At 65.3% G+C, this 24,305-nt stretch carries 26 protein-coding genes; 11 read left to right on the top strand and 15 right to left on the bottom strand.

Features of this window, described 5'->3' with window-relative positions:
* The first annotated feature begins 62 nt into the window (after nt 1–62).
* From EO094_RS02305 to EO094_RS02295, 3 genes are read left to right on the top strand one after another with little or no spacing between them, the layout of a single operon-like run.
* Nucleotides 63–896 (top strand): chorismate mutase, encoded by an 834-nt coding sequence (locus tag EO094_RS02305; RefSeq protein ID WP_164879525.1) that lies wholly within the window; start codon nt 63–65, stop codon nt 894–896.
* Nucleotides 893–1,984, top strand: coding sequence for a histidinol-phosphate transaminase (hisC, locus tag EO094_RS02300; protein ID WP_128290722.1), 1,092 nt, complete (start codon nt 893–895; stop codon nt 1,982–1,984). Before EO094_RS02305 ends, hisC begins: the two co-directional genes overlap by 4 nt.
* A 13-nt stretch (nt 1,985–1,997) precedes the next feature.
* Nucleotides 1,998–2,906, top strand: coding sequence for a prephenate/arogenate dehydrogenase family protein (locus EO094_RS02295; protein WP_128290721.1), 909 nt, complete (start codon nt 1,998–2,000; stop codon nt 2,904–2,906).
* A gap of 2 nt (nt 2,907–2,908) precedes the next feature.
* Here the strand turns inward: EO094_RS02295 and EO094_RS02290 are convergent, their stop codons facing one another.
* Nucleotides 2,909–3,883: a DUF2125 domain-containing protein gene (locus tag EO094_RS02290; RefSeq protein ID WP_128290720.1), complete on the bottom strand. Its 975-nt coding sequence runs from the start codon at nt 3,881–3,883 to the stop codon at nt 2,909–2,911.
* Nucleotides 3,884–3,943: 60 nt separating this feature from the next.
* Between EO094_RS02290 and EO094_RS02285 the strand changes: the two genes are divergently transcribed.
* Nucleotides 3,944–4,528, top strand: coding sequence for a gamma-glutamylcyclotransferase (locus EO094_RS02285; protein ID WP_128290719.1), 585 nt, complete (start codon nt 3,944–3,946; stop codon nt 4,526–4,528).
* On the opposite strand, the gene EO094_RS02280 is transcribed toward EO094_RS02285, so the two are convergent.
* From EO094_RS02280 to ftsE, 6 genes are all read right to left on the bottom strand, one after another.
* Nucleotides 4,510–4,869 carry a hypothetical protein gene (locus tag EO094_RS02280; protein ID WP_128290718.1) on the bottom strand — a complete coding sequence of 120 codons (360 nt, stop codon included), beginning with the start codon at nt 4,867–4,869 and terminating at the stop codon, nt 4,510–4,512. The genes EO094_RS02285 and EO094_RS02280 overlap by 19 nt on opposite strands.
* Nucleotides 4,870–4,899: 30 nt before the next feature.
* Nucleotides 4,900–5,667 (bottom strand): lysophospholipid acyltransferase family protein, encoded by a 768-nt coding sequence (locus tag EO094_RS02275; protein WP_246008338.1) that lies wholly within the window; start codon nt 5,665–5,667, stop codon nt 4,900–4,902.
* 143 nt (nt 5,668–5,810) lie between these two features.
* Complete coding sequence (locus EO094_RS02270) at nt 5,811–6,782, bottom strand: SLAC1 anion channel family protein (protein ID WP_128290717.1); 972 nt, start codon at nt 6,780–6,782, stop codon at nt 5,811–5,813.
* 155 nt (nt 6,783–6,937) lie between these two features.
* Nucleotides 6,938–7,573 carry a YdcF family protein gene (locus tag EO094_RS02265; protein WP_128290716.1) on the bottom strand — a complete coding sequence of 212 codons (636 nt, stop codon included), beginning with the start codon at nt 7,571–7,573 and terminating at the stop codon, nt 6,938–6,940.
* A 65-nt stretch (nt 7,574–7,638) separates the two neighbouring features.
* Complete coding sequence (locus EO094_RS02260; protein WP_128290715.1) at nt 7,639–8,682, bottom strand: cell division protein FtsX; 1,044 nt, start codon at nt 8,680–8,682, stop codon at nt 7,639–7,641.
* The gene (gene ftsE, locus EO094_RS02255) at nt 8,672–9,337 is read right to left on the bottom strand and encodes a cell division ATP-binding protein FtsE (RefSeq protein WP_128291770.1); all 666 of its coding nucleotides are present in this window, start codon (nt 9,335–9,337) and stop codon (nt 8,672–8,674) included. The genes EO094_RS02260 and ftsE overlap by 11 nt, the downstream gene beginning before the upstream one ends.
* A gap of 165 nt (nt 9,338–9,502) precedes the next feature.
* On the opposite strand from ftsE, the gene EO094_RS02250 reads away from it, so the two are divergent.
* From EO094_RS02250 to EO094_RS02240, 3 genes are read left to right on the top strand one after another with little or no spacing between them, the layout of a single operon-like run.
* A complete protein-coding gene (locus tag EO094_RS02250; protein WP_128290714.1) occupies nt 9,503–10,291 on the top strand; it encodes a zinc ribbon domain-containing protein in 789 nt (262 codons plus the stop codon).
* Nucleotides 10,288–10,845 (top strand): hypoxanthine phosphoribosyltransferase, encoded by a 558-nt coding sequence (gene hpt / locus EO094_RS02245; RefSeq protein ID WP_128290713.1) that lies wholly within the window; start codon nt 10,288–10,290, stop codon nt 10,843–10,845. The genes EO094_RS02250 and hpt overlap by 4 nt, the downstream gene beginning before the upstream one ends.
* Nucleotides 10,846–10,857: 12 nt before the next feature.
* Nucleotides 10,858–11,235: a response regulator gene (locus EO094_RS02240; protein ID WP_092813577.1), complete on the top strand. Its 378-nt coding sequence runs from the start codon at nt 10,858–10,860 to the stop codon at nt 11,233–11,235.
* Nucleotides 11,236–11,357: 122 nt separating this feature from the next.
* Here the strand turns inward: EO094_RS02240 and EO094_RS02235 are convergent, their stop codons facing one another.
* The 4 genes from EO094_RS02235 to argH all read right to left on the bottom strand — a co-directional run bounded on the left by EO094_RS02235 (nt 11,358) and on the right by argH (nt 17,376).
* The gene (locus EO094_RS02235; RefSeq protein WP_128290712.1) at nt 11,358–14,126 is read right to left on the bottom strand and encodes a TIGR02302 family protein; all 2,769 of its coding nucleotides are present in this window, start codon (nt 14,124–14,126) and stop codon (nt 11,358–11,360) included.
* 213 nt (nt 14,127–14,339) lie between these two features.
* Complete coding sequence (gene lysA, locus EO094_RS02230) at nt 14,340–15,614, bottom strand: diaminopimelate decarboxylase (RefSeq protein WP_128290711.1); 1,275 nt, start codon at nt 15,612–15,614, stop codon at nt 14,340–14,342.
* A gap of 26 nt (nt 15,615–15,640) precedes the next feature.
* Nucleotides 15,641–15,922 (bottom strand): LPS translocon maturation chaperone LptM, encoded by a 282-nt coding sequence (gene lptM, locus EO094_RS02225; RefSeq protein ID WP_128290710.1) that lies wholly within the window; start codon nt 15,920–15,922, stop codon nt 15,641–15,643.
* A gap of 23 nt (nt 15,923–15,945) precedes the next feature.
* Nucleotides 15,946–17,376, bottom strand: a complete 1,431-nt coding sequence (argH, locus tag EO094_RS02220; RefSeq protein ID WP_128290709.1) for an argininosuccinate lyase — start codon at nt 17,374–17,376, stop codon at nt 15,946–15,948.
* Nucleotides 17,377–17,379: 3 nt separating this feature from the next.
* Here argH and tlpA point away from each other — a divergent pair, with 3 nt between their 5' ends.
* Nucleotides 17,380–18,108 (top strand): thiol:disulfide interchange protein TlpA, encoded by a 729-nt coding sequence (tlpA, locus tag EO094_RS02215; RefSeq protein ID WP_128291769.1) that lies wholly within the window; start codon nt 17,380–17,382, stop codon nt 18,106–18,108.
* Between the two features lie 60 nt (nt 18,109–18,168).
* On the opposite strand, the gene EO094_RS02210 is transcribed toward tlpA, so the two are convergent.
* Complete coding sequence (locus EO094_RS02210; protein ID WP_164879524.1) at nt 18,169–19,071, bottom strand: LysR family transcriptional regulator; 903 nt, start codon at nt 19,069–19,071, stop codon at nt 18,169–18,171.
* A gap of 166 nt (nt 19,072–19,237) precedes the next feature.
* Between EO094_RS02210 and EO094_RS02205 the strand changes: the two genes are divergently transcribed.
* The 3 genes from EO094_RS02205 (at nt 19,238) to EO094_RS02195 (ending at nt 21,023) form a co-directional block, all read left to right on the top strand.
* Nucleotides 19,238–19,549 (top strand): YjiS-like domain-containing protein, encoded by a 312-nt coding sequence (locus EO094_RS02205; RefSeq protein ID WP_128290707.1) that lies wholly within the window; start codon nt 19,238–19,240, stop codon nt 19,547–19,549.
* A 138-nt stretch (nt 19,550–19,687) separates the two neighbouring features.
* The gene (locus tag EO094_RS02200; RefSeq protein WP_128290706.1) at nt 19,688–20,566 is read left to right on the top strand and encodes a PfkB family carbohydrate kinase; all 879 of its coding nucleotides are present in this window, start codon (nt 19,688–19,690) and stop codon (nt 20,564–20,566) included.
* Between the two features lie 115 nt (nt 20,567–20,681).
* Entirely contained in the window at nt 20,682–21,023 is a 342-nt protein-coding gene (locus EO094_RS02195; RefSeq protein WP_128290705.1) for a DUF2147 domain-containing protein, read from the top strand.
* Here the strand turns inward: EO094_RS02195 and EO094_RS02190 are convergent.
* From EO094_RS02190 to EO094_RS02180, 3 genes are all read right to left on the bottom strand, one after another.
* Nucleotides 21,020–21,772, bottom strand: coding sequence for a pyroglutamyl-peptidase I (locus EO094_RS02190; RefSeq protein WP_128290704.1), 753 nt, complete (start codon nt 21,770–21,772; stop codon nt 21,020–21,022). The two genes, EO094_RS02195 and EO094_RS02190, sit on opposite strands and share 4 nt — an antisense overlap.
* The gene (locus tag EO094_RS02185) at nt 21,772–22,803 is read right to left on the bottom strand and encodes an aspartate-semialdehyde dehydrogenase (protein ID WP_128290703.1); all 1,032 of its coding nucleotides are present in this window, start codon (nt 22,801–22,803) and stop codon (nt 21,772–21,774) included. Before EO094_RS02185 ends, EO094_RS02190 begins: the two co-directional genes overlap by 1 nt.
* A 139-nt stretch (nt 22,804–22,942) precedes the next feature.
* On the bottom strand, nt 22,943–24,085 hold the full coding sequence (locus EO094_RS02180; protein ID WP_164879523.1) for a GNAT family N-acetyltransferase: 1,143 nt from the start codon (nt 24,083–24,085) through the stop codon (nt 22,943–22,945).
* Nucleotides 24,086–24,305: the final 220 nt, after the last annotated feature.

Below are 24,305 nucleotides of genomic sequence, written 5' to 3'. Positions count from 1 at the left end.
CGGGCCGTCTCGCTATGCAGCAAAGCGAAGAAACCCGCCGCCTAGAAGACCGGATAACACCCATGAGCGCCATGGCACCCGACGCGCTTGCCAAGATCCGCCAGCGTATCGACCACATCGACGAGGAGGTTCATCGCCTTCTGATCGAACGCAGCGCCGTGATCGACGAACTCATCCACATCAAGGGGACGAGCGCGCCGGGAGCGGCCTTCCGGCCGGACCGGGAAGCGCACATGATGCGGGCGCTCGTCATGCGTCACGAAGGCATTCTGCCGCTTGCGACCGTCGAGCACATCTGGCGCGAGGTGATCTCCACCTTCACCGCGATGCAGGCACCGTTCCGCATCCTGATCGGCCAGTCGACGGACCCCGCCGCGTTGCAGGATCTCGTCCGTTTTCAGTTCGGCTTTTCCGTGCCGGCGGAAGCGGCGGCAAGCGATGCCGACGCCCTGGCGGCCCTGCGCCGCGACGGCGATCTCATCGCCATTTTGTCCCCGCACTCGCCCGGGCGCTGGTGGCGGGATTTCGACGGCGAGGATCTGCAGATTTTCGCGCGCCTGCCCTTCATCATCGCGCCGAACCACCCCGTCCAGGCCGAGGCCTATGTCGCCGGCCCCAAGCTGTCCGTGCCGCCGGAGGCCGATATCCGGCTCTGGCGCATGCACGCGACGGGCGCCTTCGAAAAAACGCTGTCCGCCTTCAACGCGCGCATCGTCACGCGCGAGGGCGACGAGATCCTCGTCGAGATTTCGGGCGCGATCTCCTACGCCGCATTGCAGGAAGAAGCTGAAAAGCGCGGCGCGACCTTTTCCGAGCCCGTGGAGCTCGGCTCCTTCGCCGCACCGATCCATTTCGTCGGCCAGGAGGAAGAACAGACGGAAGAAGACCAGGTATGAGCACCAAGGCTCTCACGCCCCGCAAAGGGGTCCTCGATATCGCCGCCTATGTGCCGGGCGATAGCGGGGACGGCGGCCGGGAGACGTTCAAACTCTCCTCCAACGAAACCCCGCTCGGCCCGAGCCCGGCGGCGGTGGAAGCGTTTCGTTCGCTCGCCGGCGACCTGCATCTTTATCCCGACGGCTCGGCCCGCAAGCTGCGTGAGGCGATCGCCGCCGCCCATGGTCTCAATCCCGATCGCATCATCTGCGGCAACGGCTCCGACGAGATCCTGACGCTCGCCGCCCAGACGTTCCTGTCGCCGGGCGACGAGGCGATCTATCCGCAGTACGGATTTCTCGTCTACCGCATCGCCATCCTGTCGGCCGGCGCGACACCGGTCGTGGCGCCGGAAAAAGACCTCACCGTCGACGTCGATGCGATCCTCGCCTGCGTCACGGAGAAGACGCGGCTCGTCTATCTCGCCAATCCGAGCAACCCGACGGGCACCTATCTCCCCTTCTCGGAAATCCGCCGCCTGCAGCGCGGTCTGCCGGCGAACGTCCTTCTCGTCCTCGACGCGGCCTATGCCGAATACGTCCGGCGCAACGATTACGAGAGCGGCATCGAGCTCGCGGGCGAAGCACCGAACGTCCTGATGACGCGCACCTTCTCCAAGATCTACGGGCTCGCCGCCCTCAGGATCGGCTGGGCCTATGGCCCGGCTTCCGTCATCGAGCTCCTCAACCGCACGCGCGGCCCCTTCAACGTCTCGGCGCCCTCGCTTGCCGCCGGTGCGGCGGCGATGGCCGACCGCGCCCATGTCGAGACGGCGATCGCCCACAACGAAAAATGGCTGCCCTGGGTGAGCGAAGAGCTTGAAAAGCTCGGCCTGACGGTGACGCCGAGCGCCGGCAATTTCATTCTCATCCATTTCCCGGACACCCCGGACAGGAACGCCGAAGCCGCCGACAACGCTCTGCGGGCCGAAGGCTGCATTCTGCGCCGGGTGTCGGGCTATGGCTTAACCAACGCACTGCGCATGAGCATCGGCACGGAAGCGGCCAACCGCAAGGTGGTGGACGTGCTCACCCGCTTCTTTGCCTGATCCATTTCCCATCATGTTCAAACGTCTTTGTCTCATCGGTATCGGTCTCATCGGCTCGTCGATCGCCCTGCGGGCGCGCAAGGAGGGCCTCGTCGATGAGGTCTCCATCCAGAGCCGGCGTCAGGAAACCGTCGACGCGGCGGCGCGCCGCGGTCTTGGCGACACCTACACGACCGATCCCGCGGAAGCGGTCAAAGGCGCCGATCTCGTCATTTTGTGCGTGCCGGTCGGCGCGGTGGGCGACATCACAGAGGCCATTGCCCCGCATCTTGAGCCGGGTGCGATCATCTCCGACGTCGGCTCCGTCAAAGGCGCGGTCGTCGCCGCCATGCAGCCGCATCTGCCCGACCACATCGATTTCGTGCCCGCCCATCCGATTGCCGGCACCGAGCATTCCGGGCCGGATGCGGGCTTTCCGGAACTCTTCGACGGACGCTGGTGCGTTCTGACCCCGCCCTCAGGAACCAATCCCGACGCCGTTGAGAAGCTCAAAGCCTTCTGGGAACGGCTCGGCTCGCATGTCGAGACGATGGAGCCCAGCCATCACGACATGGTCCTCGCCATCACCAGCCATGTGCCGCATCTCATCGCCTACAACATCGTCGGCACCGCCGCCGATCTGGAGACGGTGACGGAATCGGAAGTCATGAAATTCGCCGCCGGCGGTTTTCGCGATTTCACCCGCATCGCCGCCTCCGATCCGACCATGTGGCGCGACATCTTTCTCACCAACCGCGAAGCGGTTCTGGAGATGCTCGCCCGCTTCAACGAGGATCTGACGGCCCTGCAGCGGGCGATCCGCTGGGGCGACGGCGACACGCTCTTCGATCTCTTCACGCGCACCCGGGCGATCCGCCGCGGCATCATCGAGGCCGGCCAGGAAACGGCCGATCCCGATTTCGGCCGCCAGAAAAAGGCGTAACCTCAAAAGAGCGGCGGCACCCGCCCGAGATTGATGAAGGCGATGCGTGCAGCACCCCGGTCGAGGCTGATCGTGAGGCGCCGCGCCGGAAGCCCGTCCACCTCAGCCGGTACGCCGATGCCGGAAATGGCCGCCAGCACCAGCTGACCCGGCTCGCGGATGCCGTCCGGCATCTCCTTGATGGAGCGCGACAGGGCTTCGATGCCGGTGATGGTGACATCGAGCTGGCCGGAGACGAGCCCGTCGGGGCCGATCCGCAAAGGCCCGGATGCCAGCACCCGCGCACCCCCGGTCTTCAATTCCGCACGCATCTGCCGCACTTCGAGGCCGGTCTGGCGCAGGCCCGGAAGTCCGCTCAGAACGGCCTCCGGCGCGGCCGCGACATCGGCGGCGAGCGCCAGATCGCTCGCCGGCAAAGCGAGATCGTCCTTGGTGACGGTGAGACCACGCAGCGCCACCTGCACCGAGGTGCCGTCTTCCGCCTCCGTGGGCTTCACCAAAGCCTGCCCGCGATCGAGGCCGGCCGTCACCGCACCCTGCACCGTGCGTCCGCCCATGACGTCGACGGTGGCGCGCTTGAGGCCATCCCCGCCGAAACCGGTCGTCATCTTGGCATCGGCGAATTCGAGTTTCAGAGGTTCGGCGAGATAGGGCGCCTTGATGGTCAAGGGGCTCGCCAGCTCCGTTTCGACCTGCTGCGGGCGTTCGGCCCGCACGGTCGCGGCAAGCGCCGGCGTCGCCGCCTCGGTCCCGGCGGAGGTGAATTCCACCGGCTGCGAGCAGCTGAGCCGCAAGCGGAAGGGAAAGCCGCCGATGTGCCGGCCCGGGCACGACATGACGACGCCGCGCCGCGCCTGCTCGGTAAGGAAAGCATCGACCTGCCGGTCGGCATAGGTCGCAAGCGCGTACCACCCCGCCGACCAGAGACCCGCCAGGATGACGGCGATGATCGCCAGGACCGTCAAGATGCGTCGCATTCAGGCTTCTCCCTCACGGCCGTTGCGGTCGGCCGGCGCAACTGATAGCTCCAGCCCGCGATGGCGCAAGTTCCTTCAGACGAAGATTTCTGGGTTTTCGGCTACGGGTCCCTCATGTGGAACCCGGGCTTTCCGCATGTCGAGACGAAACCGGCGCGTCTCATCGGCGCCCACCGCTCGCTCTGCGTCTATTCCTTCGTGCATCGCGGCACCGAAGAACGGCCGGGCCTGGTGCTCGGCCTCGATCGCGGCGGCAGCTGCCGGGGCCTCGCTTTCAAGGTGAAGGCGGACGACCGCGAAGCCGTCGTCGAATATCTTCGCGCCCGCGAACAGGTCACGCGCGTCTACAAGGAAGCAGTCCGGCCGGTCGTCTTCGCGGATGGGCGCGGCCATGCCCTCGTCTATCTCGTCGATCGCACGCACCAGCAATATGCCGGCGTTCTCGATGCGCCCCACCAGCTCGAAATCGTCCGTCACGCGCATGGACAATCCGGGCCGAACATCGACTATGTCGTCAGCACGGCCCAGCATCTGCGCGACATGGGCGTCGTCGACCGCCATCTCTTCTGGCTCGCCGAAGAATTGGAACATCATCGCCCCGCGGTGGCGGGCGAAAGCGGCGGCAATCAGGCGGCGACGCAGTAACCGCCGCCGCGGCGTTTTTCCGGAGGGGTTTCCGAAGAGCTCAGATCTTCGCTCACCAATTGTCTGGAGCGACCCGACCCGGCAAGAAAATGCGCGTAGAAGATCACGCCATCGGCGGCGAATCGCAAAACATCCGCAGGATCGAGCGCATCGTCGCTTCCGACCCAGCGGAGATCCCCGCCCTTCACGCAGAGAACCACGGCATCTTTCACGCTGAGGACATGTTCCAAATCGAGTCTGCTGAAGAGATAGCGTCGACCCGAAGCCCCCGACCAATAGAGATACCGGTCGGAAACACCCTGCTCCCGCACCACATGCGGCAGTGATGACTTAACGGTCACGAAAACCTTCCATCTCGTTGCCGCGTCGGTTCAAGTCACCTCTGCGACATGCTCTTCGACAACGATGCGCCGCGTCGCCGGATCGCGGTCGCGTGCTTCTTGCATCAACTCATTTGTTTTATCTTCAATAGATTGCTGAAGTTTTGCGGCGAAGGTGGCGGAATCAAGGCCAGGCTCGATCGGCGGCAGAACTTCGACCCGAACGGTGCCGGGAATATGCGCAAACGACCGCCGCGGCCAGTAAAGGCCGGCATTGAGCGCCACAGGCACCACGGGAACCTGAAGTTCCTTGTAAAGATGCACGACCCCGTAGCGGTAATTCGGCGGCGCAAGCGGCGCCCGCCTTGTCCCTTCGGGAAAGATGATGACCTGAAAACCTTTGGCGACGCGGTCTTTGGCGTGTTCGGTGATCGAAAAAAGTGCCTTGGAGCGGCTCCCCCGGTCGACGGGAATATGGCCGTACTTCTTCATGTACCAGCCGAGAAGCGGGATCCACATGAGCTCGCGCTTCAGAATATAGGCGGGCTTGTCGAGCATATAGACGAGCCGCATCGTCTCCCATGTCGATTGATGCTTGGCGGCGATGATGCAGCCACCCTTCGGAATATTTTCCAGCCCGCGCACGTCTTCCTTCACGCCGCAGATGAGCCGGTGCCAGAAGAGCGAGGAGGCGGTCCAGAACTTCGTCACCCAGATGCCGTAGCGCTGCGGCAGCAGCAGCATCGGCGAGAACACGATCGCCTGGACGGCGAAATTCACATAGAAAACAACGTTGAACAGGATGGAGCGCGCGTACATGGCCAGCCTCTGAAGCCTCGCCCAAGCGGGGCGCAACCGGAGTGGCGCGCTCGGGCCTCGACGTCAAGTCGGGGCGTCAAGTCGGGCCGCCATATCGTGGAACCCACAGCCGAAGCGCCGACGCCCCGAAATCGCACCTACACTTATTCCGGCCGGCAGATTTCCTTTCCCTGGATCGCCAGGCCCGTGCGCAGCGCCAGCACGGCGACGATCGCACAAAGAAGGCCTGCGAGCAGAAATCCGACCCACAGATGGAAGACCGAGCCCGCCGTCTCCGCGAAGAGGAGCGAGGCGACGGCCAGAGCCGCGACCGGAAACGACAGCGCCCACCAGGACAGCGCGAAGGGAAGTCGCGCGAGCTTCGGCACCTGCGTCACCACGACGAGCGCGAAGACATAGCCGACATTGATCAGGATGCGCGCGAAGGCGTCGACCTCGCCCTCCAGCCGGAGATAGGCGATGAAGGCGACGGCCGGCGGCGCAATCAGGATGACGAGCGTCGGCACCAGCCGCCCCGGCAGCGGATCGTGGAAGATCAGCCGGTTGACGACCAGGGTCAGAAGCACGAGCCAGAAGATCAGCCCGGCAGAAAAGAAGAGCCAGCTCACCTCCACGAAGCCGAACTCGACCCCGGCCAACGGCACGATGATGTTGCCGACGGCCGGAATGAACCAGGCCGGATTGAGATGCACATGCTCGAACGGGCGGTGGCCGATCCAATTGGCGATGACGCTGAGCGACAGGACGGCCTGCGCCGCGGCGCCCACGATCCATACCGGCCTTGCGACCTCCGGCCAGACCGGCGCGGCGGCCGTCGCCATCAAGAGGAGCGAGATCGAGATCGTCGGAAAGAAGGCGATGCGCACCGGATGCGCCCATTCCTCCACCACATCACGCGGATGAAAGCTGAGTTTCAGCGCGTATTGCAGCGCGATTACGGCAAACACCGCGACCGTCCCATAAAGCGCCCATGAGGAAATCCGCCCATCGAGGGCAAGCGCGTGCTCGCAGGCGCGCAAGGTCAATGTGAGGCCCGAAAGCCCCATCACGATGGCAAAGAAGCTGATCGGAAACTGGCCGAGCCTCGAATGCTCAGGCAAAGAGATATCGCTCATCGAATGCCACCCCCTGCGGCATTGGAAGTGATGACCTCAGTCCCGAACCCCGGCAAACGTCGCCGCAGAGCCGTGGCGGATCAATCGCTTCCAAGCTGCTGTGACAATTTGCACCGCCATCCCGGGGCCGTTGCCGACCTCACCGCAACGCCCGCTCAGCGCAACTTCACGACGATATATTTGAGATATTCGCGGAACAGGATGACGAAGATCTCCTTGCGCTGCGCCCAGTCGCCGAGATCGAGGCCCGGCCGGCGCACCGGATAGGGAATGAGCCGCACATCCGGGATTTCGCGCCGCAATTCCGCGATCGAACGCGGCATGTGGTAGGCGCTGGTGACGACGATCAGCGAATGATAGCCGTGATGGCGCACCCATTCGCGCGTCTCCTCCGCATTGCCGCGCGTGTCGCGGGCCGCCTTGCCGAGATCGACGCAGCAGCGGAAGAGATCGGAGCTTTCCGCCGCCACGGCATTGGCGATCGATTGCTTGCTGTTGTCCGCATAGACGCCTGAAATCAGGAGCCGCTGGCCGGCGCCCGCACGCAGAAGCTCGACGCCCCCCTCCACGCGCGCCGAACCGCCGGTGAGCGCCACGATCGCGTCGGCCTGGGGCGCGGCCGGCGGGCGCGCGGAGGCGACCTGCTGCGCGAAGATGAGGAAGCCGCCGACGAAGAACAGGCCGATCAGGAACACCGCAAAGACGACGACGCGCACCAGCCGCCGCCCGATCGAGGGGCGCGGGCGGGGAGATTTCGCCTCGACTTTCTCAGCCAGCGTCTCGCGGGACATCAACGACCTTTGCTGCCGAACTTTGATCGGGGCTTCCTGATCTGCTTCGCGCACATTGGCAACGTCTATCCGATCTGTGACAGCGTTCGCCGCACGGTCGAGCGTGCGGTGGCTGCGATGATCACGGCGATCGCCACCACCGTGATCACGGAGCCGATATAGGCCGGCGGCCCGATCGTGAGCCCGCCGAGAAGGCTTCGAAGCTGCGCCTCTTCCGGCGTCGGCCCTTCGACGCCGCCGATCAGCGACAGAATCGCAAAGAGCGCGATGGCGGCGATACCGCCGAGACCGGCCCCTTTCAGTCCGAGCACCAGAAAATGCCGCTGGAACTCACCCGCCACATAGGAATCCTCGGCGCCGACGAAATGCAGGACCTCGATCACATCTTTGTTGCCGGCCATGGCGCCGCGCGTCGCGAAGACGACGCAGAGCGCCGTCGCGGTCATCACCAGCGCGACGATGCCGAGCCCGGCGAAGGTGATCGCCTGCGCCATGCGCGCCAGACGTTTGAGCCAGACGCCGTGATCGTCGAGGCTCGCCCCCGGCACTTCGTCGCGCAATTGCCGCGCCAGGCTCGAAAGATCGACGTTGCCGCCGAGCCGCACGGCGATGAGCCGCGGAACGGGCAGTTCGACCGGATCGAAATCGCTGCCGAGCCACGGCTCCAGAAGCGCCTTGGAATCCTTTTCGCTGACCGGCTCGGCCGAGAGGACGCCCGGCGTCGCCTCGGCGATCTCCTCCGCGCGCGCCATCGATTGCGCCACGTCGTGACCGCCGGTGACGCTCACCTGGATGGTGACTTCGGCGGCGATCTGGCGCTCCCAGCCGCGCGCCCGGTCGGAGACGACGGAGACGGAGGCGACCGACAGGCACGACAGAAAGCTCATGATCGCCACGAGCACGAGAAGCGCGCGCCCGGCGACGGAGCGCGGCGGCACGATCGGGTTTTCTTCGCGCGGCTGCTCGATCGGGCCGGAACTGACCGACACGCCCGGACGACGCAGGCTCGCATCGATATCATCGACAGGCGCGGCCGCCTGCGGCGCCCGCCGGCGCGAAAGCCGTGGCCGCTTCAAGCGGCGTTTCTGCCGGCCGGGCTCAGACGACATCGTGAATTTCCAGCAAGCCTGAATTGAGGATGAGCCGGCGCGCATCGTACTGGTCCATCAACGCGAGATCGTGGGTGGCGATCACGATCGACGTTCCGAGCCGGTTGAGCTCGATGAAGAGCCGCAACAGGCGCCGCGCCAGCGGCGGATCGACGTTGCCAGTCGGCTCGTCGGCGAGAAGGATCTCGGGGCGCGTGATGACGGCGCGGGCAATCGCGGCGCGCTGCTTCTCACCGCCCGAAAGAACAGGCGGATGCACCCACATCTTGTCGCCGAGCCCCACCCATTCGAGAAGCTCGGTAACGTCGTGGCGGTAGCTCGAATCCGGATGTCCGAGCACGCGCAGGGGCAGAGCGACGTTCTCATAGGTGGTGAGATGTTCCAGAAGCCGGAAATCCTGGAAGACGATCCCGATCCGCCGCCGCAGCACCGGCACGGTCGTCCGGCTCGCCGTCGCCGCGTCCTGGCCAAAAATCTCCACCATCCCGCGCGTCGGCTTCAAGGACAGAAAGAGAAGCCGCAAAAGCGAGCTCTTGCCGGCACCCGACGGCCCGGTGACATATTGGAAAGAGCCGGGCTCGATCGCAAAGGTCACGTCGCGCAGGATCTCCGGCCCGAGCCCGTAGCGCAGCCCGACATTGTCGAAGCGAATCAGGGGCTGATACCCGTGCGCCGATCGTTCTTCCATGCGTCCTTTCACAAGCCAGGCTGTGGCCGCCGAAGCACACCACCATCGTCGTCCCATCTGCCTCGCCGCCCGTTAAGCCGACGTTAACGATGTTCGGCAACAAGTCGTCGGGCATGGTAAACGGAGTCCTGCATGCCCGAATGCCACGCGGGCGACAAGCGACCCGCCAGGGAACTCGAAATGGAATGCCCTGGCTGCGGCGCGCGCGAGCACCTGCAGACGGCATCGCTCGATGCCGAAACGAAGCTTATCGTCTGCGGCCATTGCGGCGAGACTTGGAAGGCGCACACCGACCTGCATCGGGCCCTCCTTCCCGCCTTCCCGGCCGCCTTCCCGGCCTTCGCCGTAAAACCGATCGCGGCCTCCCCGCTGCCGTCGGCCGGAACCGCGAAGATCTGGGAAGAAGAGCCGCAGCCCTCACCGGGCCGTTCGCGCTTCGTCGACGACGAGACGCCGGTGCAGAAGTCCGAATGGAAAGGCGTGGCCCTTCCCGTTCTCAGCGCCCTCTCGCTCGCCTTCCTCGTCCTCTTCGTCCTTGCACGACCTGCAATCGTCAAGGCGGCGCCCGATCTCGCCAGCCTCTACGGCCTCGCCGGGCTGAAGGTGAGCGCCGATCCCGTCGCCTTTGAGGCGGTCAACGTCTATCGCGCAGAAATGGCGGGACAAAACGCCCTTCTCGTCACCGGCCGGCTCGTCAGCCTTGACCACCGCTCGCAGCCGTTGCAACCGGTCTCCATGGAGATCTACAGCGCCTCAGGCGAGAAACTGGCAAATCGCGCCATGGAAGCCCCCGCCCCGGAAATCGCACCGCGCGAGCGGCTGTCCTTCGCCTACACCCTGACCGATACCCCGCCCAATGCCGCGAGGATCGAGCTTCGCTTCGCCGACCCCTTCATCCAGACCGCCGTTGCCGGTTCATGACGAAAGTGACGACGGCGCATATCCGCCCGCTCTTTTCCGCCGAAGAGATCGACCGCCGCATCAACGAGCTCGCCGAAGCGATCTGCACGACGAAGCCGGAAGAGCTTCTCGCCATCGTCGTCTTGAAAGGTGGCTTCGTCTTCGGCGCCGACCTCGTCCGCGCCATGTCGCGTCGCGGCGTGACGATGGAGATCGAGTTCATTTCGCTCTCTTCCTATGGCGCCAGCCTGAAGACGAGCGGTGAAGTGCGCATCCTGCGCGACATCGGCTGCCCTGTGGCCGGGCGCGACGTCCTCATCATCGACGACGTCCTCGATTCCGGCCTCACCGTCCGTTTTGCGCGCGAATTGATGGCGACACGCGGCGCCCGCCGCGTGCAGGTGGCGGTCATGATCGACAAACCCGAAGGCCGGAAGGCAGAAATCGAAGCTGATTACGTTGGGTTTACCTGTCCCGACTATTTTGTAGTCGGTTACGGCATGGATGCAGGCCATGCCCATCGCGAACTCCCCTTTGTCGGCGTAGTCGAAAGCGACGAGGAGGGAGCCAATTAGCGGGGAAGGGTAATGCGTATTCTCCTGACGGAAGACGATGATTCCGTCCGAGCTTTCGTCAGCCGCGCGCTGGAACTGGATGGCCACAGCGTCGAGACGGCGTGCGATGGCCTGGAAGCCATGGACCGACTGCTCGCCAGCGATGGCGAATTCGATCTGCTCGTCAGCGACGTGAAGATGCCGCTCATGGACGGCATCGATCTCGCCCACAGCGCCGCGCGCAAATGGCCGGGCCTCCCGATCCTTCTGATGACCGGCTTCGCCGATCAGCGCGAGCGCGCCGATGACCTTCAGAAGGTCATTCGCGACGTCCTCACCAAGCCCTTCACGCTTCAGGAAATCCGCACCGCGGTCAGCGTCGCGGGTGCAGAAAAGCAGCAGGTCGCCTGATCTGCCACGGCGAAGACCGCCGACCTTCCTTCATCCCAGATGACGCGCGGCTTTTCCGGTTCGCTCCCGGCTTCGATTTAAGAGGCCGCGCGTTCTCAGCCGGGCTTTCTCAGCCCGCGCGCTCAATCGCGCTGCAGGAGCCGTTCCAGGTAATCGAGCTCGTAGCTCGGCCGAAAGCGCTCGCCGAGGCGTTCGCGGATGGCGTTGAGAATGCGCCTCGCGCGCTCCACGTCGAATTCGTCGGGAATGCGCACATCCTCGCCGAGCTGCGGCCCTTGCGCCCGCTGCGGCCGGCCGAGCGGGTCCGTCTGGCCCTGCGGGTTGCCGCCGCGGCCGACCCGCTGCTGCCCGCCCTGACCCTGCTGGCCCATCATCTCGCTCATCATCTGCTGCATGCCTTCGCGCATCGCCTGCAGCGCCTCGCCCTGCGGACCAATGGCCTGACCGGGTTCGCCGTCTCCGAGTGAGCCGGTGGCTTCTCCCATCGCCCGTCCGGCGCGGTCGAGGGCGCGCTCGCCCTGCCCCATCTGGCCTTCGCCGCCCTGCCCCGGCTCGCCGCCGGGTTGCTCGCCCGGCTGCTGGCCCTGGCCCTGCTGCTGGCGCAGCTTGTCGAGGAGCGCCTGCAGCTGCTCCTGCAGATTGCCCTGGTTCTGTTGCAGCTTGCGCATCATTTCCGCCATTTCCGAAGGCGACATCTCGCCGTCGCCGGGTCTCTGCCCCGGCCGCTGCCCTTGATCGAGGCTGAACGTATCGTCCATCAACCGTTGCTGCTCGCGCATCAGCCGGCCGAGTTCCTCCATCTGCTGCATCATCTGGCCCATTTCGCCGCTCTGCATCTGCTGCTGCATGCGCTGGGCCATCTGCATGTTGTCGAGCATCTCCTGGAGCTGGCTCAAGAGCTCCTGCGCTGCCTCCTTGTCGCCGAGCCGCGCCAGATCTTCGATGCGGTCGAGCATGCGTTCGAGATCCTGCTGCGACAGAACCTGCGCGTTCGGATCGATCGGCATCAATTTCTGCGGATCGGAGCGTGCCATCTGTTCGGCCATACTGCGCATGACGTCGTTCATGGCCTGCCGCAGCTCTTCGGTGAGACGCGAAATCTCTTCCTCCGAGGCACCTTCTGCGAGCGCCTGTTCGAGCGCCTCGCGCGCCTCCGCAAGCCGCTCCTGCGCCTCCGACAATTCTCCGTCCTCGATGAGAACCGCCATCTCCCAGAGATAATCGAGCATCGCGCGCAGCTCGTCGTCGCTCTCGGCCGCCCGCATTCTCTGATAGGCGACGGTGAGGCCGAGATAGATGCCGGAATCCTTGACGAAATCGCCCGGCCGGATGGTCATCGCATCGAGCACCTGCACGACGCGGTCTTTGCTGCGGGCATCGAGAGCGAGCTCACGCCTCTGCTCGATGAGCGCCTTGGCGATCGGGTTGCGGAATGGCCGCGCCGGCAGCGTCATGGCGCCGTCATCGGCCGGCCGGCCTTCCTGGCCCGCGGCATCGCGCACCACGGCGTCGGCAACGACCGGCATGCCGGCATAAGGATGCTCTTCCAGGCGCCCCGACGCCTTGGCACCGTTCTCCTCCTTGCGCCCGCGTCCCGTGCGGATCGCGATCGACGGCGCCTCGACCAGAGGATGCGCACCTTTTTCGGGCGGCGTCTGCGGCCGGAACGTGACGTTGCCGTCGGTCACGCCGTAATCGTCCTCCACCGTGAAGGCCATGGTGAAGGAGCCGGACCGATTGACGGTGACCTCGCCGCGCCGGATCGTCGGCGGCCGGTCTGGAATGATGCGGAAGGCGTAATGTTCGCTGGCCCGCCCGGCCTCGACCGAGACGGAGCCGTCGCTTTCGAGCGTCGTCGTGTAACTGCGGATCGTCTGGTCGTCGCGCGAGCCCGCTTTGTTTGCGCCGGGTGCCTTGTTTGCAGCCGGTGCCGGAACCGCCGTCTTCGCCGCATCATTGGCCGCTTGAGGCTCCGCACCGGATTTCGACGTCGCGCCGTCCTCGTCGGCCGCGAGCGCCGTCGGGCCGCTGGGTCCGTCGAGCGTGACGACGGCCGGTTCGCTCGAGGCGACGCGCACGGTGAGGCGGCTTCCCTGCGGCACCCGCACCTCCGTCACCTCCCCGGCGCTCTCGCCCTGTCTTTCACCACGGCGCGACAGATAGACGGGCGCCGCGCCGGTATAGGTCGGCGGATCGACCCAGGCGTCGATGCGGGCCGGCACGCCGGTCGAAAGGTGCGCCGAGACGGGCCGGAAGGCATCGGCAAGCCGCGGCCAGTGCTCGCCCCAGCCGACCAGAAACGCCACGAAGAGCAAAACGGGGACGACAAAGCGCAGCGCATTCGGATCGCGCCGCACCATGTCGGGACGCGGCGGACCGGCGCGCATCGCGGCCAGAGATGCCATCAATCGCCGGCGATGCGCCGCCCACAGAGCTTCCGCCGCCGGCCCTTCGGAAACGGTGGAGAGCGTGTCCCGCAAGCCGCTCGCCGGGCGATGGGAGACCGGCGAATTCCGTTCCACCCGCTTCAGGGCGGCGGCCTGGCTCGGAAAGGGCGTGCGCAGGATCCAGACGAATGCTGCGATCGCGGCAAGACCCAGACCGAGGAGGATGCCGCCGCGCACCCAATCGCCGACAAAGCTCCAGACGCCGAGCCACGAGAGCGCGAAGAAGAGGGCGACGATTGACAGAAGCGGAACGAGCCGCGGCCAGGCCGCCTCCCAGAAGAGCGCGAGCCGGGCGCGGCGTGTGAGGCGGACAAGGCGCTCTTCGGCGACTTGCGCCCGCGCCTCGTCGGGCGTCCTCTCGCGGGCGCTCAGGTCGTCGCCAGGGACATCCTCGCCTGGCCCGTCGAAATCTCTGCCTGGCATCGTCTTCGGCGCATCGCTCACGGCCAGTTCCTTATCTTGCCGGTCTCGTCATTCTGCCGGCCTCGACGCCAACCTCGCCCGCCGCGCATCCGACCGGGCTCAGCGGCCGCCTCGAAAGGACAGATTGCGTCCGATCGTCACAAGTATAGCGGACAACGAATGAGCGGAAAGGACAAGGGCGAAGCATGGCCACATCAAGGCCTTGCACGAGATTTGACGTCTTCGTGATCTCGCTTAGGCGTCGTCCGGCATGAGCCAAGACGGCACACGGTCGAGACCGATGAGCTCCTCGTAGCTGTGCCGCGCCCGCACCAGCGCATATTCATGTCCATGCACCAGCACCTCCGGCACCAGCCGGCGCGTATTGTAGGTGCCCGCCTGCACCGCGCCATAGGCGCCGGCGGAGAAGACGGCGACGAGATCGCCCGCTTCCGGCCGCGCCATGCGCACATTCTTGCCGAGGAAATCGCCGGTCTCGCAGACCGGACCGACCACGTCGCAGACGATCGTCTCGGCATCGCTTTCGCGCACTGGCGCGATCCGATGATAGGCCTCGTAGAGGGTCGGGCGGATGAGATCGTTCATCGCCGCATCGACGATGACGAAATTCTTCCCCTCTCCCTCCTTCACGTAGATGACTTCGCTCACCAGAATTCCGGCATTGCCGGCGATGAGGCGGCCGGGCTCGAAGATGACGGTGGCAACGAGCGCATTCATATGGCGGCGCACGATCTCGGCATAGTTCGACGGCAGCGGCGGAGCCGCCTTGTCCTCGTCATAGGGAATGCCGAGCCCGCCACCGAGATCGACATGCTCGATCTCGTGACCGTCCTCGCGCAGCATCACGACGAGTTCGGCGAGCCGCCGGAAGGCCGCGTCGAAAGGCTGAAGCTCAGTGATCTGACTGCCGATATGCATGTCGATGCCGATGATCTTGAGCCCCGGCATCTTGGCCGCTTCCGCATAGACGGCCCGCGCCCGGTCCGCCGGAATGCCGAACTTGTTCTCCTTGCGCCCCGTCGCGATCTTGTCGTGCGTGCCGGCATCGACGTCGGGATTGATGCGCAGGCTGACCGGCGCCACCTGCCCGGCTTCGACGGCAAGCCGGGAGAGGAGGGCAAGCTCCGGCTCCGATTCCACATTGAAGCAGTGGATGCCCGCCTCGAGCGCGAAACGCAGCTCGTGGGCGGTCTTGCCGACCCCGGAGAACATGATCTTTTCAGCCGGGACACCGGCCGCGAGCGCCCGCCGCAATTCGCCTTCCGAGACCACGTCGGCCCCGGCGCCGAGCCGCGCCAAAGTCGCGATCACCGCCTGATTGGAATTGGCCTTGAGGGCGTAACAGACGCGGTGCGGCAGGTCCGCAAACGCTTCCTCGAAGACCTGATAATGCCGGGTCAAAGTCGCCGTCGAATAGCAATAAAACGGCGTGCCGACCGCCGCGGCGATTTCCGGGATCGGCACGTCTTCGGCGTGGAGCACGCCGCCGCGATAGGAAAAATGATGCAAAGCTTCGCCCTTCCCTGGCGCCCTGCTTAGATCAGCGGATCGAGGATGAAGCGGCGCCCGCCATGGGCCTTCTCCGCTTCCTCGGCACGACGTGTGGCGATGTCGCCGTCCTCGTCGTTCGCCGCCGGCTCGTCGAGCCTGGTGAGATCGTCGAAATTGCGGTCGCTCGAGCCTGGATTGCCGATGTCGCCGCGCGGCGTCACCGCTTCGGGCGCACCGGGAGGCGGCTGCAGCGCGCCGCGGCGCCCGCAGCCGGCAACCACCGTCGCCGTCATCATCAAAACCACAGCTAAGCGCAGCCAGGCCATCGCGAACCTCTTCCTTTCGCGGACTATAGCGAGCCCTTAGGCGAAAGCGGAGTGGCTTTTGCAAGAGCCTCCTCCTCGGCGAGCCGGGCCTGCCAATCTTTGGCGCGCTGGCGCACATTGTCGGGGGCGGTGCCGCCTTCGCTCACGCGGCTCGCGACCGAGGCATCGACGGACAAGACGTCGAACACGCTCGCATCGAGCTTCGGATAGACCTTGCGCAGCGCCTCGATCGGCATCTCGCCGAGATCGACCTCGAGCGCTTCCGCCTCGGCGACGATCCGGCCGGTGATGTGATGCGCCTCGCGGAACGGCAGCCCCGCCTCGCGCACCAGCCAATCGGCGAGATCGGTCGCCGTCGAAAAGCCGATCCCGGCGGCCTCGCGCAAACGGGCTTCGTTCGGCTGAAGATCGGCGACCATGCCGGCCATCGCCGCAAGCGACAGGGACAGCGACGGCAGGGCGTCAAAGACCTGCTCTTTGTCTTCCTGCATGTCCTTGGAATAGGCGAGCGGCAGACCCTTCATCACCACCATCAGCGCATTGAGCGCCCCGATGATGCGCCCGGCCTTGGCCCGCACCAGCTCCGCCGCGTCCGGATTGCGCTTCTGCGGCATGATCGAGGAGCCGGTTGTGAACTTGTCGGAGAGCTTGACGAAGCGGAACTGCGCCGACGACCAGATGACGATCTCTTCGGCAAAGCGCGACAGATGCACCGCGCAGATCGAGGCGGCCGCAAGCGCCTCCATGGCGAAATCGCGATCGGAGACGGCATCGAGCGAATTGGCAGCTGGCCGGTCGAAGCCGAGCGCGGCCGCCGTCATCTTCCGGTCGATCGGAAAGGCGGTGCCGGCAAGGGCTGCAGCGCCGAGCGGACATTCGTTGAGGCGGGCGCGGCAATCGCGGAAGCGGCTCCGGTCGCGCGCGAACATCTCCACATAGGCGAGCATGTGATGGCCGAAGGTGACCGGCTGCGCGCTTTGCAGATGTGTGAAGCCCGGCATGACGGTGCCGGCATGCTTTGCGGCCTTCGTCACCAGTGCGTTCATCAAGGCGAGGATCTGGCGATCGAGATCGTCGAGCGCATCGCGCACCCAAAGCCTGAAATCGGTCGCCACCTGATCGTTGCGCGAGCGCGCCGTATGCAGGCGCCCTGCCGCATCGCCGATCAATTCCGCGAGACGTGCCTCGACATTCATATGAATGTCTTCCAGGTTCCGCGAGAAGGTGAAGCGGCCTTCCTCGATCTCGGCCGCGATCTGGTCGAGACCGTCGATGATCTTGCGGGCATCCTCCGTCGAAATAATGCCGGCTTTCGCCAGCATCTCGGCATGGGCTTTGGAGCCGGCAATATCCTGGCTCGCCAGAGCCCGGTCGAAATCGATGGAAGCGTTGATCTCTTCCATGATGGCGTCCGGGCTTTCGGAAAAGCGGCCGCCCCACATGCGGTTGGACATCAGCTGATCGCAGTCTTTGAAGATGAAGATTCGGAGCAGATTACGGTGAAACGCACTTATCTGGCCTTCGGTACGTTCGCAGTGATCGTCCTCGGCTTTGGACTCGCCCTATACGGGATTCCCGGCGATGGCAATGATGCGGCCGGCGAACTGGGCGCCAATTGCCAGACGGCCGTTGAGGCAGGCGCACGCCTCGACCCGGTGATCGGCGGCGAAGTGGCGGCCTTCATCCCGGCAAACACACCGCAGGATCTGAGCGCCCTCACCTTCACCGGCGCGGACGGAAGCGAGCAGAGCCTCGCCGATCTCTCCGGCCGTTTGAAGCTCGTCAATCTCTGGGCCACCTGGTGCGCCCCCTGCCGTGAGGAAATGCCGGCGCTCGATGCGCTCGAGGGCGATCTCGGCAGCGACGACTTCTCGGTCGTGCCGATCAACATCGACACCTCCGGGCCGGAGCGACCGCGCCAGTTCCTCGATGAGATCGGCGTCGAGCATCTGCCGCTTCTCACCGACAAATCCATGGACATCTTCAACAAGATGAAGGCGATGGGGCTCGCCGTCGGCCTGCCCGTGACAGCGCTCGTCGACGGCAATGGCTGCCTCGTCGGCCATATGAACGGCCCGGCGGAATGGAATTCAGCCGATGGCACGAAGCTGATCAAGGCGGCGCTCGACGGCACCGCCCAGACGACCCGCGAGGCCCCTTCGGCGGCAGCTCCCGCAGGTTCCTGAACCTCTTCCGAGCCCCTCGCGGGCTCCCTGACCGTTTCCTCAGCGCCAGGCGGCGAAACCCTACGCCGCCTTGCCGAGGCTCATGCCGGGGGCGGGGACGCTCGCCGGTGCGAAACTCTCCGCCACATGGTCGGACAGCGCCATGACGAGGGGATCGCTTTCGTCGCGCGCGATGAAGGAGATCGCATAGGTGCCGAGATCCGGCAGCCCCGTATCGGCACCGAGAAGCACGAGATCGCCGCGCGCCAGCGACGCCGGCAGCGGCGCAATGGCGAGGTCGCCGGCAACGGCTGCGATCTGACCGGCAGCCGAAGCGCTCTGATAGGCGACGCGATGCCGAAAGCCCGCCTTGTTCAAGGCCGCCACGGAGCGTTTGCGCCAGCAGCAATCGGGATTGGCGACGGCGACCGGCAGGGGCTCGCGCCGATAGGCGGTGCCTCCGCGCGCCCCGAGCCAGACGAGCTGTTCCTCATGCACCTGTCGGCGGAGGAACTGCGCATCCGAAATGTCCGCATTGGTGACGAGCCCGCTGTCGATGTCGCCGCGTTCCAGATAGACGCGCACCTTCGCCGAGATGTCGCAGATGACGTTGACCTGCACGCGTGGATGCGTGCGGGCGAAACTTCTGAGAACACGCGGCAGGAAGGCGCTCGCATATTCGTCCGGCGTGCCGACGGTGATCGAGCCCTCGAGATCGGGCTGCTTCAGACGGCCCCAGAGCTCGGCATGCATCTGCAGGATCCGGCGCGCATCCGGCAGCATCGATTCCCCGAAGGCGGTGAGCGCGACGCGCCGGGAATCGCGGTCGAAAAGCCGCCGTCCGACGAGGTCTTCGAGCTTCTTCACCTGCATGGAGACGGCCGAGGGCGTACGCCCGGCCCGTTCGGCGGCGACGGAGAAACTTCCGGTGTCGGCAATCGCGACAAATGTACGCAGGAGATCGGCATCGAGGATCGGCTGCATGACGCGCCTCATGATTCAATGAAACTGAACCGAAATGTAAAACCTTTTCGTTTGATTGATCAATAGGGAAAGACGAAATGAGGCTCATGGACGGTACGACACGGTGTCCCGCCGCCATTCCCTGAACCGGGTTTCGGAAGACCCGATTTTTCGTTTGGAGGCAGCAATGCTCGACAATCTTTCCCACAATCCAGCGGTCCGAACCGCCGGATCAGGCGATCTCGCCGCCCGCGCCGGCGCCTTCCTGCAGCCGGTCGCCAACACGCTCCTGCGCCTCGCGCGTGCCATCAAGGGACGCCGCGCCGCCTACCGGCTTGCCACCCTCGACGATCAGATGCTGCAGGATATCGGCCTGACGCGTTTCGAGGTCGAGAGCGCGCTCGCCATGCCGCTGACTTCTGATCCGAACGCGGAATTGGTTCGCCGTCGCGCCGATCGGATTGCAAGCCAGCGTCGCCGCGGTGTTCGTACGCGCTGACCTGAGGCGATCGCCTCAACCGCAAAAAGCCCCGTTTGATCTCTAGGAGCCCGTCGCATTGCGGCGGGCTTCTTGCTCTTCTGGGCCGCCTTGGTTCAGATGGCCCTGATTCTCCCTGCCTCATTTTGAAGGAATGCAATGGCTTCCTCCGGCCGGATTATTTTGATTTCCAGCCATGTCGCTGCCGGCGCCGTCGGCAACCGCATCATGGGTTTCACGTTGGAGCGGCTCGGCATGGAGACGGTCGACATCCCGACCGTGCTTCTGCCGCATCATCCGGGCTTCGGCCTCGGCCGTCCGATCCTGGCGAGCGCCGCCGATTTCGCAGCTCTTCTCGCCGGCGTCGCCACGCGCTTTTCCGAGCGCCCGCCGCTCGCCGTCGCCACCGGCTATTTCGGCCGCGCCGAACACGTGGCCGAGACGGCCCGCTTCATCGCCGGCTTGAAGGATCGGTTTCCGGGGCTCGTCTATCTCTGCGATCCGGTGATGGGCGATTCCGACCGCCTCTACGTACCGGAGCCCGTGGCGGAGGCGATCCGCGACCATCTCCTGCCGCTCGCCGACATCGCCACTCCGAACGTCTTCGAATTCGGCTGGCTGACGGGCACGAAGCCCGAGCCCGACCCGACCGCCCTCGTCGCCGACGCACGCCGCCTAGGCCCGGCCGAAGTCATCGTCACCTCGGCCCCGGCCCTGATGCGCGGCCGCATGGCGGCCGTGCTCGTCAAACCGAACGAGACGATCCTCGCCGAACATCCCGTCGTCGAAAATCCGGCGAAGGGCGCGGGCGATCTTTTTTCGGCACTTTATCTCGGTCGCAAGATCCTCGGCGCGTCCTCTGAAGAAGCGCTCGCCTTCGCGGCGGCCGGCACGGCCGACCTCTTCGTCGTCACCGAACAGCTCGGCCGCGATGAACTTGCCTTTGCCGAAGGACAGGACGTGATGCTCCGGCCAAATCTCGGCCGCATCGCGTTGCGGCGCATCGCCGAAGCGAAAGGCCCAATAAGCCTGACGTAAAACCTGTTCATAACCGCGAAGACTTCCGCAACGGCAGCTCCGCCGGACGCGAAAATCGCGGTTTTCTTTGTCTCAACTCCTCCCCATAGTGGCAAAAAACTTGGGAGGAGACGTCATGAAGACCAAAACCATCGCCCTCATCGCGGCCCTTGTCGCGTGGCCGGCCCTCGCCGCAGCCGATCCTCTGGAAGGCAATTGGGTCGCCGCCACCGGCAACACGGTGCGCATCAGCTCCTGCGGCAACGCCTTTTGCATGAAGGTGACGAGCGGCCCCAACAAGGGCAAGGAGATCGGCCGCATGCAGGGCTCGGACGGCAAATACAAGGGAACGGTCGTCAATCCGGAAGACGACAAGACCTATTCCGGCTCCGCCACCCTCACCTCCGCGAACAGCCTGAAACTCAAGGGCTGCGCGCTCGGCATCTTCTGCAAGACGCAGAACTGGCAGCGGCGCTAGTCGCCCTCAAACTGGTCGCGATCGAAGCTCGAGCCGGCGCGCTCCCGCCACGCTGCGATGGCGGTCTCAAGAACGAGACGCGCGCCGGCCAGCATCACCTCGTCGGCAAGGCAGGTCGGACCAGCATCGCAGCCGCGTTCACCGTCGCCACCGTCGGCAACCGCGGAAGCCGGCGCCGAGGTGCAGAACGGCAGATGGATGAAACCCGCCATGACGAGGCGGCCGGCTTCGGCCGCATAGCGGCCGGAGCGATAGAAGATGGCGTTGCAGAGATAATCACCGGCATCGTCGGAAAAATCGGCCGGAATGCCGGCGCCCGACAGCGCCGCATGGATGCGCCGCAGCGGCAGCGAGCCGCGCCACGAGGCGGGCCCCGCCTCTTCGAGCTCCGCCGATGGCGGCAGGGCGCCCTGCACGTCGGGACGCGCGAGCCGCCTGTTGCGGGCGACACGTTCGAGCCGAAAGCCCCGCGCCGCAGACGCCACACCGAAATGCACGACGACATCCGGGCGGTGCGCCTGCCAGAGGCGGTCGAGTGTGTTCGGCCCCTCCTGCCAGTCGGTCGCGAGAATGGCGGTCCGCACATCGGCGTGAGAAGCGAACCCGCCCGCCTCGTCGGCGAGCCGCTCCACCACCCAGGCGCTCGGATTGACCGCAACGCCCGGAAACGGGCCGAAGCCCGTCACCAGGAGACACGGCCGGCCGGCTTTATCGCCGTCACTCGCCCCTCGCCCCGTCGCGCCCGCCATCAGGCGGCCTTGCGGTTCTCCAGGAGCTTGCGGTTCACCAGAAGCTCGGCGATCTGCACCGTGTTGAGCGCGGCGCCCTTGCGGAGATTGTCGGCCACGACCCACATGGAAAGACCGGAATCGACCGTCGGATCCTCGCGGATGCGGGAGATATAGGTCGCATCCTCGCCGGCGCTCTCATAGGGCGTCATGTAGCCGCCTGGCTCGTGCTTATCGATGACGAGGCAGCCCGGCGCTTCGCGCAGGATGTTGCGCGCTTCTTCGGCGGACAACTCTTCCTCGAACTCGATGTTGACGGCTTCAGAATGGCTGACGAACACCGGCACGCGCACGCAGGTGGCCGAAAGCTTGATCTTCGGATCGAGGATCTTCTTCGTCTCCGCCACCATCTTCCATTCCTCCTTGGTCGTGCCGTCTTCCATGAAGACGTCGATATGGGGAATGCAGTTGAAGGCGATGCGCTTCGGGAATTTCTTCGCCTCGATCGGATCGGCGACGAAGACGGCGCGCGTTTGATTGAAGAGCTCGTCCATCGCGTCCTTGCCGGCGCCGGAAACCGACTGATAGGTCGCAACGACGACGCGCTTGATCTTGGCGCGCTCATGCAACGGCTTCAGCGCCACGACGAGCTGGATGGTGGAGCAGTTCGGATTGGCGATGATGTTCTTTTTGGCGAAGCCGGTGACGGCATCGGCATTCACTTCCGGCACGATCAGCGGCACGTCCGGATCGGTGCGCCAGGCCGAGGAATTGTCGATGACGACGCAGCCCTTCGCAGCGATTTTCGGCGCCCATTCCAGGGACACCGAGCCGCCCGCCGACATCAGCGCGATATCGGCATTGGCGAAATCGAAATGTTCGAGCGCCTGCACCTTCAGCGTCTTGTCGCCGAAGGAGACTTCCGTGCCCTGGCTGCGCCGGGAGGCGAGCGCCACGACTTCGTCTGCGGGGAAACCACGTTCATCGAGAATGTCGAGCATTTCCCGCCCGACATTGCCGGTCGCACCTACGACAGCGATCCTGTAACCCATGTCTAGCTCCTCTCTCCCCGAAAACAAAGCATCTCTCCCCCGCCCCGGGGAGAGATCGGGGCGGAGCGATTAGCCGGTCGTCTTCGTCTTGGCTGTGCTCATCATGGTGGCGGAGGTTTTATCGCAGGTGCGCACAATGTCAATTGTGTGTCGCAGCGGGCCGGTCCCGGCGCGCCTGCGCGGGCAGACGTTTCAGCCGCACATAAAGACTGCGCAGATCGCGCCGCCTGGCCCGATACGTCTTCTCCAGCCACACCGCCGTTTTCAGCCATTTGCGCGCGGAGCCGACGGCGACGACGATGTCGGCCATCGCCCGATGTTGCGGCCACAGTCCCGGAACGAGGGTCGAGGTATCGATGCTGCACGTGTCGACAAAGGCGATATCGCCTTGTGTCTTGAGGGCTGCGACGCTCTCGGCCTCCAGGACGAAACCCGGAGAGCATCGCGCAAGATCGCCGGCATAGGCTTTCTTGAAGCCCCAGGCGACGTCGCCGGCCCGCAGATAAAGCGTCATCGAAATGCGCCGCCCGTCGAGCTCCAGGGCGTGGACGATCAGGTTGCCGTTGGCGCTTCCCGCGTCCACCATCTTGTCGAAGAAGGCGCGCTCCTGCGGCCGGCAGGCGATCGCCGTTCCCATCTCTCCCTTCCAGCCGCTCGCTTCGAGCCTCAGGAAATCGTCCGCCCAGGAGGAAGGCGGCTGCGCGCTCAAATCGACGAAGGCAAGCTCTCCGAGTTCCTCGAGCCGACGTCTGCGCCGCTGCATACCGCGCCGTTTCTTGCCCGATTGCAGAGCCTCCAGCCCGCAGGACCCGTCTCCGAGATGGCGAGCCGCGCGCACCAGCCGGGCGACGACGGCCCCTCGAAGCGTCTCGTCCTCTCCGTTGAGAAGCCCATCGATGGCGGGGCTCGCCTCCTCCACATCGCGAAAACGCAGAAAGGCGACCCCTTCGCGCGTCAGCCAGGCGCCGAGTTTCGCGCGAAACAGAGCCTCGCTGCCGCGGCGCACCAGCGGCGTGCCGTCGAAATCGTGAATGTGCATAAAGCGATTGGCCACACGGCCGATGCCCGGGATCGGCGGCGAAACGGTCAGGGGCAGAAGACCGATGAGCCCATGATCATCGGCAAACGCGACGAGCTTGACCTTGCCCGGCCGCACCAGGCGCTGAAGCGCCGCTTCGACGAAAAAAGGCTCCGCAAAGGCGTTGGGCGTCCCGGACTCGGCGGCCAATTTCCGCCAGTCGCGGCGGAATTCCGCCGTCACCGCCTGGCGGACGTCGCCCAACACCTCCACGGCAGAAGAAGCATTTCTCTCGGAAGACACCTGCATGCTTTGAGGGGCGGCCATATCGGCGGATGATGTGCGTGGCGAAGCATTGGCGCTGCTCATGCCACGCAACCTCGCGGGCAAGCCCTCCCGCAACAACGTCTGTCTTCACCCGCCATCGAATCCCCCCTGAAGCGCGCAACCTCACATTGTCGGAGGGGAAAATTTTATGCAATTT

It is taken from the genome of Afifella aestuarii, assembly GCF_004023665.1.
In the GTDB taxonomy this organism is placed as follows: Bacteria; Pseudomonadota; Alphaproteobacteria; order Rhizobiales; family Afifellaceae; genus Afifella; species Afifella aestuarii.
This window is presented reverse-complemented; position numbering and strand designations above follow the sequence as displayed.